This is a genomic window from Kineosporiaceae bacterium (genome assembly GCA_016713225.1).
In the GTDB taxonomy this organism is placed as follows: Bacteria; Actinomycetota; Actinomycetes; order Actinomycetales; family Kineosporiaceae; genus JADJPO01.
Window position 1 is genome coordinate 1,230,347 of sequence record JADJPO010000001.1, and the last position, 16,765, is coordinate 1,247,111.

General features: G+C 69.3%; 14 protein-coding genes, 1 tRNA gene and 3 pseudogenes. 5 read left to right on the forward strand and 13 right to left on the reverse strand.

Going from position 1 to position 16,765, the window contains the following annotated elements:
* Positions 1-61: 61 nt before the first annotated feature.
* Complete coding sequence (locus tag IPK24_05575) at positions 62-2,008, forward strand: FHA domain-containing protein (protein MBK8075041.1); 1,947 nt, start codon at positions 62-64, stop codon at positions 2,006-2,008.
* A 30-nt stretch (positions 2,009-2,038) separates the two neighbouring features.
* On the opposite strand, the gene IPK24_05580 is transcribed toward IPK24_05575, so the two are convergent.
* The gene (locus IPK24_05580; GenBank protein MBK8075042.1) at positions 2,039-3,244 is read right to left on the reverse strand and encodes an FHA domain-containing protein; all 1,206 of its coding nucleotides are present in this window, start codon (positions 3,242-3,244) and stop codon (positions 2,039-2,041) included.
* Positions 3,245-3,597: 353 nt separating this feature from the next.
* Here IPK24_05580 and IPK24_05585 point away from each other — a divergent pair, with 353 nt between their 5' ends.
* Positions 3,598-3,747: a hypothetical protein gene (locus IPK24_05585; protein ID MBK8075043.1), complete on the forward strand. Its 150-nt coding sequence runs from the start codon at positions 3,598-3,600 to the stop codon at positions 3,745-3,747.
* Between the two features lie 35 nt (positions 3,748-3,782).
* Here IPK24_05585 and IPK24_05590 read toward each other — a convergent pair whose 3' ends face one another.
* The gene (locus IPK24_05590) at positions 3,783-5,456 is read right to left on the reverse strand and encodes an ABC-F family ATP-binding cassette domain-containing protein (protein MBK8075044.1); all 1,674 of its coding nucleotides are present in this window, start codon (positions 5,454-5,456) and stop codon (positions 3,783-3,785) included.
* A 79-nt stretch (positions 5,457-5,535) separates the two neighbouring features.
* Between IPK24_05590 and IPK24_05595 the strand changes: the two genes are divergently transcribed.
* Positions 5,536-7,311, forward strand: coding sequence for a hypothetical protein (locus tag IPK24_05595; GenBank protein ID MBK8075045.1), 1,776 nt, complete (start codon positions 5,536-5,538; stop codon positions 7,309-7,311).
* A 153-nt stretch (positions 7,312-7,464) separates the two neighbouring features.
* On the opposite strand, the gene IPK24_05600 is transcribed toward IPK24_05595, so the two are convergent.
* Together IPK24_05600 and IPK24_05605 are read right to left on the reverse strand one after the other, a co-directional pair.
* A complete protein-coding gene (locus IPK24_05600; protein ID MBK8075046.1) occupies positions 7,465-8,529 on the reverse strand; it encodes a Fic family protein in 1,065 nt (354 codons plus the stop codon).
* A 281-nt stretch (positions 8,530-8,810) separates the two neighbouring features.
* Entirely contained in the window at positions 8,811-9,413 is a 603-nt protein-coding gene (locus tag IPK24_05605) for a type IV toxin-antitoxin system AbiEi family antitoxin domain-containing protein (GenBank protein ID MBK8075047.1), read from the reverse strand.
* Positions 9,414-9,851: 438 nt separating this feature from the next.
* Between IPK24_05605 and IPK24_05610 the strand changes: the two genes are divergently transcribed.
* Together IPK24_05610 and IPK24_05615 are read left to right on the forward strand one after the other, a co-directional pair.
* Positions 9,852-9,927, forward strand: a tRNA-Arg gene (locus IPK24_05610).
* 70 nt (positions 9,928-9,997) lie between these two features.
* A complete protein-coding gene (locus IPK24_05615; GenBank protein ID MBK8075048.1) occupies positions 9,998-10,249 on the forward strand; it encodes a hypothetical protein in 252 nt (83 codons plus the stop codon).
* Positions 10,250-10,471: 222 nt separating this feature from the next.
* Here the strand turns inward: IPK24_05615 and IPK24_05620 are convergent.
* The 9 genes and pseudogenes from IPK24_05620 to IPK24_05660 all read right to left on the reverse strand — a co-directional run bounded on the left by IPK24_05620 (position 10,472) and on the right by IPK24_05660 (position 16,727).
* Positions 10,472-10,717 (reverse strand): annotated as a pseudogene (locus IPK24_05620) (recombinase zinc beta ribbon domain-containing protein).
* 318 nt (positions 10,718-11,035) lie between these two features.
* A pseudogene (locus IPK24_05625) lies at positions 11,036-11,440 on the reverse strand (recombinase family protein).
* Positions 11,364-12,125, reverse strand: a complete 762-nt coding sequence (locus IPK24_05630; GenBank protein MBK8075049.1) for an ImmA/IrrE family metallo-endopeptidase — start codon at positions 12,123-12,125, stop codon at positions 11,364-11,366. The pseudogene IPK24_05625 and the gene IPK24_05630 overlap by 77 nt, the downstream one beginning before the upstream one ends.
* The gene (locus IPK24_05635) at positions 12,118-12,495 is read right to left on the reverse strand and encodes a helix-turn-helix transcriptional regulator (protein ID MBK8075050.1); all 378 of its coding nucleotides are present in this window, start codon (positions 12,493-12,495) and stop codon (positions 12,118-12,120) included. Before IPK24_05635 ends, IPK24_05630 begins: the two co-directional genes overlap by 8 nt.
* A gap of 229 nt (positions 12,496-12,724) precedes the next feature.
* Complete coding sequence (locus IPK24_05640) at positions 12,725-13,045, reverse strand: hypothetical protein (protein ID MBK8075051.1); 321 nt, start codon at positions 13,043-13,045, stop codon at positions 12,725-12,727.
* A gap of 81 nt (positions 13,046-13,126) precedes the next feature.
* Positions 13,127-14,132 (reverse strand): annotated as a pseudogene (locus IPK24_05645) (site-specific DNA-methyltransferase).
* Entirely contained in the window at positions 14,133-14,924 is a 792-nt protein-coding gene (locus IPK24_05650) for a replication-relaxation family protein (GenBank protein ID MBK8075052.1), read from the reverse strand.
* 127 nt (positions 14,925-15,051) lie between these two features.
* A complete protein-coding gene (locus IPK24_05655) occupies positions 15,052-15,936 on the reverse strand; it encodes a hypothetical protein (GenBank protein ID MBK8075053.1) in 885 nt (294 codons plus the stop codon).
* Entirely contained in the window at positions 15,933-16,727 is a 795-nt protein-coding gene (locus IPK24_05660) for a DUF87 domain-containing protein (GenBank protein ID MBK8075054.1), read from the reverse strand. Before IPK24_05660 ends, IPK24_05655 begins: the two co-directional genes overlap by 4 nt.
* Positions 16,728-16,765 lie beyond the last annotated feature (38 nt).

Consider the following 16,765-nt stretch of genomic DNA (forward strand, 5'->3'; position numbering starts at 1 on the left):
ATCTGGTGTCGCTTACGCAAAGTCACGAAGCCGGTGCAATATGGGGCGGAGAGGGGGCGGAATGACTCCCGGGGCGACGTATTCGCCGGGCGAGTGGATCGCCTTGGTGTCACGGACCGCGGCGGTGCTGATCGACCCGGAGGTGCCCAGCCCTGTTCTGGACACCCTGTGGCGTGCGGTGGACGCCGGCCAGGGTCTGGACGCCGCCCTCGACCTGCTCGTGGAGCACACGGCCCCGCAGTCCTTCGACTTTGCCCTGGCCGTGCGTGAGGCCGAATCGGTCCGTTTGGTGATCGGTGGCGGCCTGGAGCTGACCGTTCAGCAGCCCTCGGGCAGCGAGCGGGTGGTGCGGGGTGACGGTGGACGGCGCGAGGAACGTGCCGCGCTGGACGACGTGTTGTGGTTCACGCGGCCCGGAGGCCGCTCGGATGGTGTGGCCCTGCCCATCGCGGTAGGGGCCGTGCTCGCCGACATGCTGTCGTGGCAGAGCGCCGAGCCTGCCCCGGCGCCGGGCCGGATGGGCCTGGTGGCCGGTCGCTATGCCGCTGCCGGCGTCGGGACGCCCCGGTCGGCGGCCTCGACGCGACTCGATGCCCGCACCGTCCTCGATGCCCCCGCTCAGGGGCACCTGTTCGCCGCCCCCGCCTCGGTCGCCGGTCGGCCCGGCGATCGCAACGGTGACCAGCGCACCCGCCGTTCGCCCGGCCTGGGTTCTCACCCGCGGCGCCGGTATGGGCCCGCCGACTGGTCGCTGACGCCGCACGATGTTCCCGAGGAGGTGCCGACCCACGGGATCGGCATCGACACCGCGGTGCCCGAGATCCGAGCCGGCCTGCCGCTCGACCCTGTGGCCGAGCGCCTCTCCACGGCGCCCCGGGGACGCCGCGCGGCCCGGCACACCTCCGTGCCGGCCGAACTGGCGCCCCCGCCCGTCCAGCCGGCCGAACCGCTGTCGTCCGTCGAGTCGGCACCCGTGCCCGCGGCTGCTCCGACGGCGGCCATCCCCGTTCCGGTGCCGCCGCCGGTCGACCAGCGTGAGGTCGAGTGGTCGGGCCTGGTCGCGCCCGAGACGATCGCGCCCGAGACGATCGCGCCCGAGGTCCTGGCGCCCGAGGTCCTCGAGCCCGAGGTCCTGGCGCCCGAGCTCGAGCCCGAGTTCGTGCCCGAGGACGTCGTTCCCGAGGACGTCGTGCCCGACGTGGTGGCGCCCGAGGACGTCATCGCCGGCCTGGTCGCGCCCGCGGTGATCGCACCCGACGTGGTCGAGGCGCAGGTCGCCGCACCGGTGGTGAGGGAACCCTCGCGCGAGGACGCCGAACAGGTCCGCTCCCGGCCCGCGCCGGCTCAGCCGTTCGTCGATCCCTTCGCCGACCCGGTCAGTGCCGAGCCGAGCGATGCCGGCGACTTCTCGTGGATGTCCCCGGCGCAGCCGGCGGAGACCGGGTGGACTGCGGAACAGCCCTGGCAGGCCGAGCCTCAGCCGGCCGAGCCCGTGGAGCCGGAGCAGTTCTGGGCGCCCTCGGAACAGCCTGCGCCGGTGGCGGCCGAGCCGACGGCGCAGGTCGCACCCGCTGCACCCGTCGCCCCGCCGCAGGCGCCCCCGGCCCCGCCGGTGGAGCACGTCGAGCCGGCCCAACCCGAGGTGACCTCCACCCCGGCCGTGGGCGGTGCGTCGTCGGCTCTGATCGGCGTCCTGGTGTTCAGCGACGGGACCGAGGTCGTCGTGGACGGTCCGGTGATCATCGGGCGGGCGCCGTCCCAAACCGACCGTGACCGCCCGGCTCGGCTGGTGACGGTGCGCGGTGAGGGACGTGGCGTATCACGCAATCACCTACGCATCGACGTCGGCACCACGGGGCCGTTCGCCATCGACCTGGGTTCTCGCAACGGCTCGACGCTCACCGCGCCGGGTGGCGAGCAGGAGACGATGAACTCCTGGATGCCCTACCCCCTGCAGCCGGGGTCGCAACTGACCGTGGCCGACCTGGTGTGCTACTACCGCGCCTGATCACGAGCTGGGCTCGGTGTCGAGGCCGGGTCAGCCCTGACGGGTGAAGGTCAACACGCGTTCGCCGATCAGCACCCGCGCACCCGGGGGCACCGGCGTCCGCTGATTGGCCGGTACCGGACGGAGCGCGCCTCGGCCCTCGTCGATCCAGGTGCCGTTGGTCGAGTTGCGGTCGACCACCCACAGCCCGGCCCCGTCGGACTCGATGAGCAGGTGCGTCTTGGAGACCGAGAGGCTGGGGTCATTGACCGTCAGCAGCCCCGCATCGGGGTCGTGCTGCTGGCGGCTGGGGGCGCGGCCCACGATCAGAACGCGCTCGATCGCCGATACCTCACCCGTGTCCACCGTGACCGTGATGCGTTGCAGGCCAGGGGCTCCCGGCTGCGATGGAGGCATGCCCATGCTCGGACCCACGCGGGTCGGCGGCGGCTGGAACAAGTCGTTCGGCGGCAGGTGTGGGGCCGCCGGCACCGGCGGCCACCCGGGCGGCGCGGCGCGGGGCGGGGCGATCGGGGCCGGGGGCGCCGACGGGGGGTGGGCCAGGTTGGCCGGCTGCGCGTCCTCCTGGGGGGAGCGGAAGGCGCTCGGCAGGCGGCCACCACCGTTGGAGCCATTGTTCGACCCGTTGCCGCCGTCGTAGGGCGCGGGCTCGTGCGGCATGAAGGAGGGTGCCGGACCCGACGGAGGCTGGGGGGCACCCGGAGGCAGCAGCGGCGGCGGAATCAGATCGGCGAACTCGTCCCGCCGGGAGCGGGCGGCAGCGGGGTCGATCGGCCGGGCGGAGTCACGCAGGTCGACGACGTCCGGAGCCGGCTGGTAGCCCTGCTGGGGTGCTGGCGGCGGCGGCGCGGGATGCGGCGAGAACGCCTGCGGTACCGGGCGCGGGCCGAGCGTGGCGACGCGGGCCGCCTCGGGGACGCGACCTAGCTGGACCAGCCGGTCGTGCAGCTCGGGGTCGATGGCCCCCTCGAGCAGCAGCTCGGCGCCGACGCGGGCCTCGATAACGGCCACACGGCAGACCTCGGTGTTACGCACGAACAGGGGGGCGATCAGGAAGCCGGTCACCGAGGCCCAGGTGGGCCGGTACTTGCGCACCAGCCGAAAGGTCATCGGCCCGGCCGCCTCGGCCTGGGAATCGCGTGAGCTGGCGACCAGCTCCAACACCAGCCGCCCGGCTTCGGGCACGCTGGCAGGAATCGGAATGCGTTCCCGAACAAACTGCCCGGCGGATGCCATGGTCCTCCTTCCCGGATCCCCTGGACGAGCTGGGAGACGGGAATCAGTGCGGCGGATGGCGCGCGTCAGCGGCCCCCGTGGAGCGGTACTGGTTCATTGTCGCGCATGGCGGGGACTTCGGGGTGCCAGAGCTGCACGGATGAACCCAGTCGGCCCCCTGACCTGCCTGTTCAGGTCGTCCGGACCGCCGGTGTGGGTCCTCCTGAGCGGCCGATCAGGGGCTCGGGAGTATGGCTGATAGCTGCGGGTGAGTATGTCGTAACGAAGAGTTCGGGTCCAGAGTGTGCCTCATGAGATCTGGCCGGCCGGGAACGGCTGACGTGCGGTCGCACTCAGCGGCATTGTTGCCGCCCGTGGGCGCCCACCTGACGCGGTACGCGCGTGATCCGCGGGGTGAGGGTGCGGTGGGTGGCCTGGCCACCTCGGTGCCGACCCCGCGAGGGGTCCCCAGCCAGAGTGAGCTGCGCACCTATCTGCGTGAGCTGGCGGACGCCGCCCGCTGACCGGGTGGTCGGTGCCGGCTCTCGACCCGGTCGGTTCAGGCGTCGGCCTCGGTGACGCCGCCGCCCTCGATGATCAGCCGCCGAGTGACCCGGACGGCGTCCAGCAGGCGCCGGTCGTGGCTGACCAGCAGCAGGGTGCCCGGGTAGCTGTCGAGGGCCTGCTCGAGCTGCTCGATCGAGGGCAGGTCGAGGTGATTGGTCGGCTCGTCGAGCACCAGCAGGTTGACGCCGCGGGCCTGTAACAGGGCCAGCGCGGCTCGGGTGCGCTCGCCGGGTGAGAGCGAGGACGCCGGCCGGTGCACGTGCGCGGCGGTGAGCGCGTACTTGGCCAACAGCGTGCGGACCTCGGCCTCGGGCCAGGTCGGCACCTGGTCGGCGAACGCCCGCAGCAGGGGTTGATCGCCGTCGAACCGTGACCGGGCCTGGTCGATCTCGCCGACCACGACCGACGGTCCGAGACTCGCCGCCCCCTCGTCGGGGGTCAGGCGACCGAGCAGGACGGCGAGCAGTGTCGACTTGCCCGAGCCGTTGGCGCCGGTGATGGCGATGCGATCGGCCCAGTCGACCTGCAGGTCGACCGGGCCGAGGGTGAACGAGCCCCGCCGGACGACGACGCCGCGGGCGGTCGCCACGACGGCGCCCGCGCGAGGAGCCACCGCGATCTCCATCCGCAGCTGCCATTCCTTGCGCGGTTCCTCGACCGGTTCCAGCCGTTCGATCAGCCGCTCGGTCTGGCGGGCCTTGGCAGCCTGCTTCTCGGTTTGCTCGGTGCGGAACTTGCGGCCGACCTTGTCGTTGTCCTTGGCCTTGCGGCGGGCGTTCTTGACGCCCTTCTCCATCCAGGCCCGTTGGGTACGAGCCCGTTCCGTGAGGTCGCCGACCTTGCGGGCGTGCTCGTCATAGTTCTCGCGGGCGTGCCGGCGGGCGCGCTCACGCTCGTCCAGATAGGCGGTGTAGCTGCCGCCGTAGACGCCGATCTGCTGCTGCGCCAGGTCGATCTCGACGACGCGGTTGACGGTGCGGGCCAGGAACTCCCGGTCGTGACTGACCACCATGACGCCGGCCCGCAGCTGCGTGACGAACTGTTCCAGCCGGTCCAGGCCGTCGAGGTCGAGGTCGTTGGTGGGCTCGTCGAGCAGGAAGATGTCGTAGCGCGACAGCATCAGCGAGGCCAGGCCCGCGCGCGCCGCTTGACCACCGGACAGCGAGGTCATCTCGGCGTCCAGCCGCACGCCGAGGCCGAGGTCGGTGGCGACCGCCTCTGCGCGTTCGTCCAGATCGGCGCCGCCCAGGTGCAGCCAGCGGTCGAGGGCCTCGCTGTAGGCGTCCTCGGCCGACGGAGCAGAACTCAGGGCGGCCCCCGCGGACGCCGCGCCGTCCGCGAGTGCCGCGGTGGCGGCGTCCAGGGCGGCATGGGCCTCGGCGACCCCGGTGCGCCGTCCGAGGAAGGCCAGCACCGTCTCGCCGGGGCGGCGATCGGGTTCCTGGGGTAGGTAGCCGATCACGGCCGAGGCCGGTGAGCGGGTGATCTCGCCGTCCTCGGGGTGGGCCAGGCCGGCGAGCAGGCGCAGCAGGGTCGACTTTCCGGCGCCGTTCGCGCCGACGAGTCCGACCACGTCGCCGGGGGTGAGCACCAGGTCGAGGCCGGAGAACAGGGGGCGGTCGCCGTGCGCGGCGGCCAGGCCGCGGGCGAGCAGGGTGGCACTCATGACGCCACGACGCTACCGGCCCTCGCGCTTCTCGGCGGGAGGGTGACTGTGGCAGCGCCGCTGATCTAGGGTCCCGGGCATGCCCGACGGTGAGCTGGACGACGAGGTGCTGTTGCGTGCGTACGAGCCGGTGATCCGGTTCACCCGCGGGGAGTACTTCTATCCGGTCTCGGTCGAGCGTTACGTGGCGCAGGCTGCGTTGTGGAGCACTCCGCAGGAGGGTGGGTCGCAGATGGTGGCCCGGCCCGGCACACTCGACCTGCCCGGGCTCGTCGCCAGCAGTGCGGTCACCCAGGGGCTGGGCGAGGCACTGTCGGGGATCGCGACGGGGGTGAAGCCCGACCGGCTGACGATCCCGATCAAGGACCGGCCGCCGCGGCTCGAGGGTGGCAGCCGACTGGCCGCCGTGGGCATGTTGGCGCGGATGGTCGATGCGCTCAGCCGGGTGTCGCTGGTGTTCCGGGGCAGTGTGCCGGGCGGCAGTGCGGCGCGCTCGTTCCTGCTGCAGCAGCGCCAATTGGCGCCGGATGAGCCCACCTACTACGGCCGCGTGGTGCGCGACGGGCACTGGATCGTTTGCCAGTACTGGTTCTTCTACGCGTTCAACAACTGGCGCTCGGCGTTCGGTGGGGTCAACGAGCACGAGGCGGACTGGGAACAGGTCACGATCTACCTGGACGGCGCGGGCGAGCCCGGCGCCGATGGCCTGCCCGAACCGCGCTGGGTGGTGTTCTCGGCGCACGACGAGACCGGCGATGACCTGCGGCGCCGCTGGGACGACCCGGATCTGAGCCTGGTCGACGGACGCCATCCGGTGGTGTTCGCGGGGGCGGGGTCGCATTCGGGGGCGTATCTCGCCGGCGACTACCTGATCACGGTCGCGACGCCGACCCTGGGTGGGTTGGTGCGGGTGATGCGGCGGCTCGGGCGGCTGGTGGCGCCGTGGCCGGGCAGCGAGGTGGACGGCGGGCTCGGGATTCCCTACGTCGACTACGCCCGGGGTGACGGTCGCGTCATCGGGGCAGGCGGGGACGCGTGGCACCCGGTGGTGATCAACGAGTCGACCGGGTGGGTGCGCGACTACCGCGGGCTGTGGGGGCACGACACCCGCGACCGGCTCGGCGGCGAGCGGGGTCCGGCGGGGCCGCGCTACGAGCGCGACGGCACGGTGCGCCAGTCGTGGGCCGATCCGGTCGGCTGGGCCGGGCTGGCCAAGGTGGCGCCGAACGCGGACGTCGAGGCGGCGCTGATCGGGGCACGGCTGGCCGAACTGGGGGATCGGTTGTCCCAGTTGGAGTCCGAGGTGGCGCCGGCTCGAGTCGCCCTGGAGCGTTCGGCGGCAGGACTGGCGCCTGCCTCACCCGAGGTGCGCAGCCTCGTCCCCGAGGAGAAGCGGATCCTGGGGATGAACATGGAGATCACGCTGCTGCGGGACGAGCGGGCGCGCATGCAGGCCTCGCTCGGGCAGGCGTCGCCGGTGGCCGATCCGCAGGCACACCTGCGGCATCGACGCACGCCGCTGGAATCGGTCAGGGGGCTGCGCAGCCGGTTGCTCGCCGGGTGGGCGGTCATCAGTACCCCGGTGCTGCTGTACGGGATCAGCGCGATCATCATGCCCACCATCGCGGTGAGCGCGAGCATCACGGCGCTGGTCTGGGTGGTGCTGTTGCTCTCGGTCGAGGGGCTGGTGCGGGGCCGGTTCCTGTCGGTGATCGGGCGGCTGTTCCTGGCCGCGGCGCTGCTGGTGGGGCTGTACTACCTGGTCGTGGACTGGCGCATCGTGCTCGCCTGGACCTTCGCCGGGGCCGCGGCAGTGTTGCTCGCCGTCAATCTGCGGGACGCCCTCAAACGTTGAGGACGGCGCGTCGGCGGACCGGCCCGGTGGACAGGTGGTCGCGGGGTGTATCACGCGGCCCGTTCGGCTCTCCCCAGGGGAAGCAGCCAACCCGGATGGCGGGGCGGCCGAGTGAGGAGTCGTCGTGAGTCGCCCGTCGGTCGCGGATGAGGGTCACGGCATTGAAGGGTTCGAGTGTCTGTGCCAGGAGGCTGAGCGGCCAGTGCCGTCGACGGCGATGAGTTGGTCGTTCTTCATCCGCTCCAACGCCAGGCGAATGGTCTGGTCGGACACTCCCGGTAGGGCGATCCGGATGTCGGAGATGCGGAATACCGCAGGCGCGTGCTCGAGGACATAGTCGCGCACGCGTTGCTGTTTGGTGCCTGTCGATCGGTCGGATGTGGCACGTTGCTCGAAGGCGTCGTAGGCCTGTGCTGTCACGCCCACGAAGTAGCGCAACCACGGCCACGGGTCGTTCTGTTCCTGGTGCCAGCCGTGGGTGGAGTCCAGGAGCGATTGGTAGTACGCCGCTGCGGTCTGGGCTATGAGTTGCTCGATGGAGACGTACCTGCCGACACCGTATCCGGCATCCTCGAGCAAGGCATTGGTCAGGGCGCGCACCACCCGGCCGTTCCCGTCGCTGAACGGGTGGATGGTGAGCAGGTCGAGGGCGAACAGGCCGATCAGGAGCAGGGGATGGTGTTCCTGTGCCCGTCGAGCGGCGTTGAAGCGTTCGACGAGTTCGGCGGTGTAGTACGGCGTCCGATTCGCGGGTACCGGTACGAAACGGACCTCGATGGTCCCGTCGGGTGAGCGATCCACGACGAGGTTGTCGCTGCTCTTGAAGCCTCCACCACCGCCGGGCGTGTGGGAGAACAGCAGCATGTGCAGGTGGAGCAGCAGCCCGACGTTCAATGGGCGCCAGTTCTCCGTGAACAGGTAGTCCAGAGCGGCCCGATATCCGGCGAACTCCTGCTCGCTGCGGTTCCGCAGAGCCGGCGCTCTCCCGGCGATGATCTGCGCTGCCCGGACTCGGTCAGCGACGACGACACCCTCGAGCGCTGACGAAGCGGTGATCGACTCGACCCGCGCCCGATGGGACAGGTCGGTCAGCAGGGTGGGGAGTTGGTTCCGAAAGAGATCCTCACGGCCGCGCCCTGTGTCGATGCGACTCAGGGTGGTCACGACGTGGGATGGAACAACGCCGATGGATCGTTCGAGCACAGTGAAGGACAGCACTGAAACCTCCTAACGCATCACCTAAACATACTAGTCGGCGACAGGAATATGATGTTTAGCCACGATCCGTGGATCGACCTCGGATCCGCCGCCGGACGTCGCCGCGGGCTAGTGGTCGGGCTCCACGGCGGGTCAGGTTGCCTGCAGGGTGAACGGAACGGTGATGACGTGCCCGTTCGTGAGGCGGAACTGCGCCTGCAAGAGCCCCGCATGCCTGCGTGGTCAGGGCCGCGAGTCGATCACGTAGCGCCACCCGAACGCTGATGCGGGTAGGGGACTCGTCAGTGGGCACTCAGGTCTCCCTGGGCCGGACCGAGCAGGGACGCGACGAGGACCTGGGGAGGCGCGGCGCCGTAGGCGGCGGCGTGGACGGCGATGACGTCGGCCAGGCGGGTGTGGTCGCTCAGTCCCAGGGTGAGTGCGTCCCGGCAGATCGTGGCGAGGGCTTCACCCTCTTCGTGGGTGGACATCAGGTCGGACACGATCCGGGGCACGGTACAGACCGGCAGGCCGTCGGTGACTTGCCAGTCCGCGCGGGGCAGTGCACGGACCCGGAGCCGGATGTCGCGGCGGCGTAGTTGCCGCCGCCGGGTGACGTAGACGTCGTGGACGTCGGCGGCCAGGTCGCCCAGGCCCAGGACCAGTGCCGCTGACCGGGCCGCGACGACCGCGTCGGGAGAGCGGCGACGATCCTCGGTGGGACGGGCGGCGCCCAGCTGTAGCCACAGCGCGCGGACCGGGTCACGGTCAGGGTCGACCGGGGCACCTGCCAGCCGGTAGACCCGGGCCGCGGCGGGGACGGGCTCGAGCGCACCGTCAGCGACGAGCCGGCTGATCTCTACCCGCGTCACCCCCAGTGCTCGGGCTTGAGCGGCAGTGATCATGCCCCACTGTCCAGCAGTGACCGTAGACAGCGCTGCCACCGCTGACCCTCTCGACATGCTGTGATCGTATCACTATAGATACGTTCGCAGAAAGTCCCGACCCGAACGTCGGCCGAGGTTTGACAAGTGCCTGGGGATAAGCCCGAGCTCGCGCCGATCAACGCCGAGTCCTGGGCGGGATAACTCCCGCGGCGGCGGAGTGCGGGTGTTGCCCTCGGATCCTGCACACCTCATATACGTCAGCGGTATCTCGATCAGGGAGGGATCATGCGGCGGGTGTCCGGAGGGCTGCAACGAGGTCCATGGGTGCGTGGTCCTCCTGGGCATCGGTGAAGTCGGGATGTCGCCCGGTCGTGACGACCGGGCTGCCTTCGGGCGGGCTGCGAGTTGCACGTTCGGAGCACGCGGCGGGCGGGGCGCTAGGATCTCTGCAGGCTGGCCCTCGTAGCTCAGGGGATAGAGCATCGGTTTCCTAAACCGTGTGTCGGAGGTTCGAATCCTCTCGGGGGCACCAAAGTTCTCATAATCGAACCCCGACCCAAAAGATCATGGTCGGGGTTCGTTGTGTTCATGGTCATCCGGGCGTGGAAGTCCGGGTTGAGCAGCGTGGCGCATGGCTCCAGCAGGTCTGCGCCAGTGACGAGGGGGCCATCCTCGGTGCCATCGATGTAGATCTTGGCGAACATGAACTGGTTGGCTCGGCGACGGACGAGCGGTCCGGCCAGCCGATAGGCGTCGTCGATGTGCGCGAGCAGTCCGAGGGTGCGCACCAGATCCTTCTCGATGTGCTTGTACACGATGACCGAGGTCTCCAGGATCCGCTCGGCTTGGCGTAGGTCCTTGGCGATGCGCTCCTGCTCTTCCCGCGCCAGGTCTTCAGGGATGGAGCCGGTGATGACCCCGCGCGCCAACCGGCGGCGCTCCTCCGTGAGCTGGTTCACGCGGTCGCGTGCCCGTCGGATCTCTGGCATGGCCCGCTCGTTCTGTCGGTCCAACTCGACCCTCAGTCCCTGTTGGACAATCTCCGTCAGGCCGTCGTCCAGTCGCAGGTTCCGCCAGTACCTCTCTACGGCGACCTCGGCGGCTTCGACATCGAGGTATGGCTGCAGGCAGCCACTCTGGCGTTGGTGCCGCCCCAGGCACATGAAGTAGGGGTACTTGCCCTTGGCGAGCGTGAACGACAGCCGGCGGCCGCATTGCCCGCAGAACAGACTGCCCTTGAGGTAGTGCTGGTGGACCCGCTGCTTCTCCCCGGACGCGTCGTGCGCTTTGAGCACTTCTTGGACCCGCTCGAACGTGTCCATGGTGACGAGTGGCAGGTGTCGCCCGGCGTACTCAATGCCGTTGAACGTTACGAAGCCGACGTAGTAGCGGTTCTGTAGCAGTCTGGCGACGTAGGACAGGGCCAGTGAATTGCCCCGACGAGCGCCGCGCTCGGACCGCACCCCTCGCTCGGCCAGTTCCTCAGCGATCATGCGCACTGTCCACTCGCCGGTGGCATATGTCTCGTAGGCCCACTGGATGTGCGGGGCCTTGTCGGGGTCGACGACCACCACCCGGATCTCGCGGCCCTCGATGCGCTGCCGGGTGTTGATGTACCCAATCGGGGCCTTCCCGGGTGTTCCGCCGGTCTTGGCCTTCTGGGTCATGCCCTTGAGCGCCTCGGTGCCGAGGTTGCGGCTGTAGAACTCGGCGATGCCGGCCATGATCGCGTGCAGCAACTGACCGGCCGGGCTCTCGTCGATGTTCTCCTTCACCGACACCAGTTGGGCCCCGCAGGCTTGCAGCTCGAACATCGTGTTGGCGTCGTCGCGGCGGTTGCGGGCCAGCCGGTCGATCTTGTCCAGGATGACGTAGTCAACATCTCGCATCGAGCGGATGCGGTGCATCATCAGCTGGAACTTCGGCCGGTCAGTTGTCTTGGCTGACTCGCCGCGATCCAGGTACTCCTCAAACGACCTCGGCGCCGAGCGCCTCTGCCCGACGCAGGCAGGCCTCGCGTTGCGCAGGCAGCGAGTACCCCTCAGCGTCCTCGTCCTTGTCGGCCTGCTTGGCCGTGGATACCCGCAGGTAGATGACGGCTCGCTTGGTTGGGGTGGGGCTGTTGGCCACCGCCGGGGCGGTGTCGATCAAGGCTTCATTCATGTCACGCTCCTTCACGATGTAGTGGGATTTCGCGTCCACCAGTCCTGTCTGAAGCAGGCGGATGCGGATGGCTCGTCTGGTCACACCGAACCGGCGGGCCAGCACCGAGGCGTCGTGGATGCCCGAGCGCCAGGCGGCGCGCAGCCAGCGGCGAGGTACTAGCAGGCAGCCCGCGAAGTAGTCGGCTGCCTGTTCGCGCAGCTCCGCGGCGTCCTTGGCGTAGACGATCGTCTCCAGCGGGTGATCAAGGATGTGTTTCAGCTCGTGTGCCAGGCTCCAGCGCTGTCTCCCGATCCGGGTTGCGCCGTTGATGATGATCAGCCAACGTCCCCGGCTCCATTGCGTGGCGGCCGATGCGTTGCAGCGGGAGGCTGCCGCGTCCGGTTGGAATCGTTCGACCTGCAGGTGGGGCAGGCTGGCGATCAGGTCCTCAGGTACCGGCGGCCCGCTCACTTCCAGCCATCGCAGCAACGCCTCAGCCTGAGCTTCGGCCGCATCGAGCGCCTCGGCCTTCGACAGGCGGCGCAGCGGCACCAAGTCCCGGATGGCTGCGAGTGCGCTACGCATCCGCGTTCTCCGCATCCCCATCGGTCTTGGCGGGGTGGTACTTGTCGTTGATCAGATCGAAGTGCGCCTGGAGCTGCTGGATCGCCTCGTCGGGCAGGTTGTACTTCGTGCGCAGGTACGGCACGAAGCCCGGCAGTCCGTGGGGATCGACGAAGCCAGCTTCGGAGTAGAGGTCGGCCACCTCGATATCGAGCGCCCGCGCGATCTTGTACAGCTGTCGGGCGGTTGGTGCTCCGACAAGTCCCTTCTCGATGCGCGAGATGTACGAGAAATCCACGCCCGCCTTGGCCGCCAATCCACGCATGGACAGGTTGCGCGCAGACCGAAGTTGTTGCACGTAGGCACCGAGTCTGACGACCTCGTCATTCACGGGTTGTAGGTTCTTTCTAGACATTATTGACCACCTTGATAATTCCTCCGGTCCATTCTTCATCGATTCTATAAGGAATTGTTGCCCTGGTTCCACACCATTCTTCCTAAAGGACAGGCTGTCCTTATCTGGTTAAATTGGAGCATCTGATATTGACTTTGATTGTTGGGTGAGTGCGGGAGGGGAAGCGGTGTCGCTCTCCCTCCCGCACTCGGCGCGCGGCCCGATATCAGGTCGTGCTGGTGCGGCGGCTTCGCCCGCGCGGCTCTGTGCCTGCGGCATCGCTCGCCGTTGCCGGGCCCGCATCAGGAGCCTGCAGTGCCGCTCGCTTCATCGCGGCCTCCTGCTCCATCTCGGCCAGGGCTTTGGTGGCCTGGGCTGCCAGGTCGCCTCCGGCCCGCTTGACCTCGATGAGTGCCAGGACCGCCTGGCGGAGGGTGTCATTGAGCGACAGTTCCTCCAGCGCGGCGATGAGCACCAGTTGCGCGTGCTCCTCGTCGGGCAACCGGACGGCGATGGTCTTGTAGCCGCGTCCGCTTGGTTCGGACATCGGACCTCCTCGGTGGGATTGCAGCCGGCCACCCGGATGGGTGACGCGTTCGGCTGCAGACCGTCGATGAAGCACGGAGCATCATGCCGCCGCCGCGACGGGTGGACCGTCGTCCCTGCCCAGGCCCAGCCGCTGCGCGGCCAGCTGCACGTAGACCGGATTCAGCTCGATGCCGACCCAGTCCCGGCCCAGCTCCTGAGCGACGAGACCGACTGTGCCGGAACCGAAGAACGGATCGAGCACCACGCCGGGCCGGGGATCAACGGCCAGCTCACAATGCGGACCGGCTGTGGCCAACTGGAGCGATCGATCGGGGCCACAGGGCAGGCCACAGTGGCTGCACACCCAGCGTGGGCAGGTGGCCAGGATGGGACGGCGCACGAGCGCGGGCGGGAAGGTTGCGAAGTGCGCGCCCGGGTATCCGCTCGTCGCCAGGCTCCACACATCGCCCGGGTTCTTGCCCAATGGGTGTCCGGCGCGTCCCTCGGCTTTCATGGTCGCCAGGCCGCCCCGGCTGGCGGCCAGCGGCCCGGACCAGCCGCCAGCTGCCTGTTTGTCGGTGCCGTTGCGCTTCGCCGCCCTTTCCCGCGAAGCGCTGCGATGCGCGCGCTCGCGGCGTTCCAGGTCGAAGTGGTAGCTGGGGAGCGGCGCGACAGGCATCGCCTCCACGTCAAGGCCAACCGGTCGCGTACCGAGGTCGGCATGGCGTTCGTCTTCGCCCGATGAGCCTTGTTACGAACGAGCCAGCCGACCACGGCCAACTGCACGAGCAGCCGTTCGGGTGCGGCAGCGGACCCTCCCCTGGCCGGGGCCTACCGCTAACGATCCCGGGGAAACTGTCGCCGAGGTTGAGCCACAGCGCCCCAGTTGGTTTGAGTACCCGGGCGGCCGCTCGTAGCGCGACCGTCAGGGCGGCCGCCCACGCCTCAACCGTCGCCTCCAGGCCAAGCTGCCCAGCCGTGCCGTAGTCGCGCAGGGCGAAGTAGGGCGGGGAGGTCACGACACAGTCGACCGATGAATCCGGCAGTTCGGCGAGCCGGGTGAGGGCGTCGCCGGTGAGGATCTGGTTGCGGGCCAAGTGCTTCATCTAGGCGGCCCCCTGCTTGAGCCGCGCGGTCGCCTCGGACTGGAGCGCCACGACGAAGAGCTGACGCGCCTCCACAGGCAGCTTCGAGATAGCCGACCGCAGTTGGGCCACCCGCGCCTCGTCGGGTGCCAGCCACAGCACGAGTGGGAACAGGCCCGTGCGCACCTGCTCACTGCCGCTCAGCCAGTACCGGCGGTAGACCTGGCACTTGCGGGCCACCACCACCGGCGCCTCGGTACCCATGTCGATCTCGACGAACCAGTGATCGGTGTAGCCGTGGGTCCGCACGATGAGATGGGCGTCGGGCTTGATCACGTTCGGCTGCAATGGTCCCGGGATCGGCCGCCAGCAGAGGGGCTCCCCGGTGAAGCTCATCAACTCAAGATCGGTCTGTCGGGTCGCCGTCGTGAGCGCGACGTACAGATCGGTCACGGCCAACGTGTGCGCCAGAAACGCCTTCCCCCGACCCCACGGCCGCACCCCACGCGCTCCGGCGTCGATCCCGGCCAACCGGGCCCCCGCCACGTCCAGGCCGTACACGCGGCCCTTCGACCCCGCCTGGGCCCCGCCGACGCTACCGGGAATCGTCGCCAGGACACGCTTGCCAGCCAATGCGGTCAGCGATGCCCGAGCCCGACGGGTTGAAACTCCCGCGTAGTGCAGTGTCTGCAGCTGCTGACTGCTCCCCAGACGGACACTCCGCAGTGTGCGGATCACGTCCCAGTCCCGCTCCGTCAGGCTGAGTCGTAGCTTGTGCACGTAGGCGGCGGTGACGTAAGTGGATGAACTCATGACGTCACCTCCGGAGAACGGTATGAAGTCATTTGCAGATCTGCTGGCGAATCCGCCTCTGGCCTGGGGTTTCGTCTCCTCGTTCGTGACGCGAGTGGAACAGCGAGCGGACTAGCGATGGACTGGCTCATGATCGGCCTCCTTCGCGCCCAAGCGGCTTCGATTTGGCGATGGCAGCAGGGCTGTTGCGGTGCCGGGCGTTGATCGCCGCCTCGACCTGGCTCCGGTCCGCTCCGTAGTAACTGCGCGATCGCAACCGCGTCGTTTTGGCTTGACCGGTCTCCGGAGGCGGTGGCAGCGTCACAGCCGTAGCGGGCGGTGCCACCCGAGCTCCCGTGGCCAGCGTCGTCACCACCTCGTACCGACCGAGTGCCTGAAGGTCCGTTGCCTTCACCTGCGGAGCCAACTCCCGGGCCAGCACCCCAGCGTCGTGCGCGGCCACCTGGAAGATGACCCGGCTCCGGGCGTTCGCCAGCACGGCCTCACGCACACTCGTGGGGAGCTGGCCGAGGTGCTGGTGCGCCAGTGTCAGTCCGAGTCCCAGCCCGCGGGCCTGAGCCAGAATCGTCTCGACGCCTGAGGGCAGGTGCAGGTAGTCCTGAAACTCGTCTATGTAGGCGAACGTCGTCGGCCGCTCTGAGGCCGGCAGCACCGCCCGCTTCTGTACCGCCTGCCACAGCCGCGTCACGACGAGGGACCCGAGTAGGGCCGCCGCCTCCTCGCCCAGCAACCCCTTCGACAGCGGCACCAGCACGATGGCCCGCTCTGCGAGCGCACGGTCGAAGTCGAATACCGGCTCGGCCTGTCCGATGATGTTGCGCAGCCGCTTGCGCAGCAGGAAGGTGCGCAGCTTGTTCATGACGGGACCAATCGCGTTCGTCCGTTCCGCGTCACTCAGCGCGTCGAACCAGGCCCAGAATGGTCCCAACGCCACCGGATCATTGATCCGCCCAACGAGCGGCCAGCGGAAGCTCGGGTCCGTCAGTAACAGCGGCACCTCGGCCAGCGTCATCCCGGCACACCGACGAGCGTCAGGAGCGCCGCCCGGAGGATGTCGTCCGTTCGCGGGCCCCAGGAGTCCTTGTACAAGTCGTGGAAGATGCTGACGATCTGGTCGACGACCAATTCCAGTGAGTCGTCGGGACGAGCGAGCAGGTTGAGTCCGACGGGTCGCTCCTCGTCGGCCGGGTCCAGTACAACCACGTCGCCGGTTCGCTCCGGCGGCACCCGGTCGAGCACGTCCCGGACGAGATCGCCCTTGGGATCGACGACGACGACCCCGCGCCCGGCCACCATGTCCTGGCAGATGAGTCCCAACAAGAGCGTCGACTTACCAGCGCCCGTCGGCCCAATGACGTGCAGGTGGCGCAGGCTATCCGGCAGCGACAAGGCCAGCGGCCGTTCGTGGCCGGGGAACGTCGACTGGGCGACGACCCGCCCGTGACTGGGGATCTCCGAGATGGGGGCGAGCGCCGGTGTCCCGCCGACGGACAACCCCGGTAGCGCCACGTCGCTCATGGGCACACCAAGCAGTCCGGCGAGCTCGTCGGCATTGAGCAGCGCAGGCGTTGCGACGAGGGGCGTCAGATGCTGACGCATGGCCGCGACGACCCATCGGCTCAGCCACCACGCCCGGTACAAGTGAGCACCGGGTGCATTGGCCGTGTGGAAGGCCGCCAACACCCTGCGCCCGCAGGACCCGGGCTCGTCCGTGCTCCCTGCCGACACCCCGACCCGGCCCGTCGCCATGAACACCGGCGCTGCATGCTTGCGCCGCCAGTCCGCCACCGCTGCCGCATCCATCGCTGGAGCCGCCATGGTCCGTTCGAATAGCTGCGCGA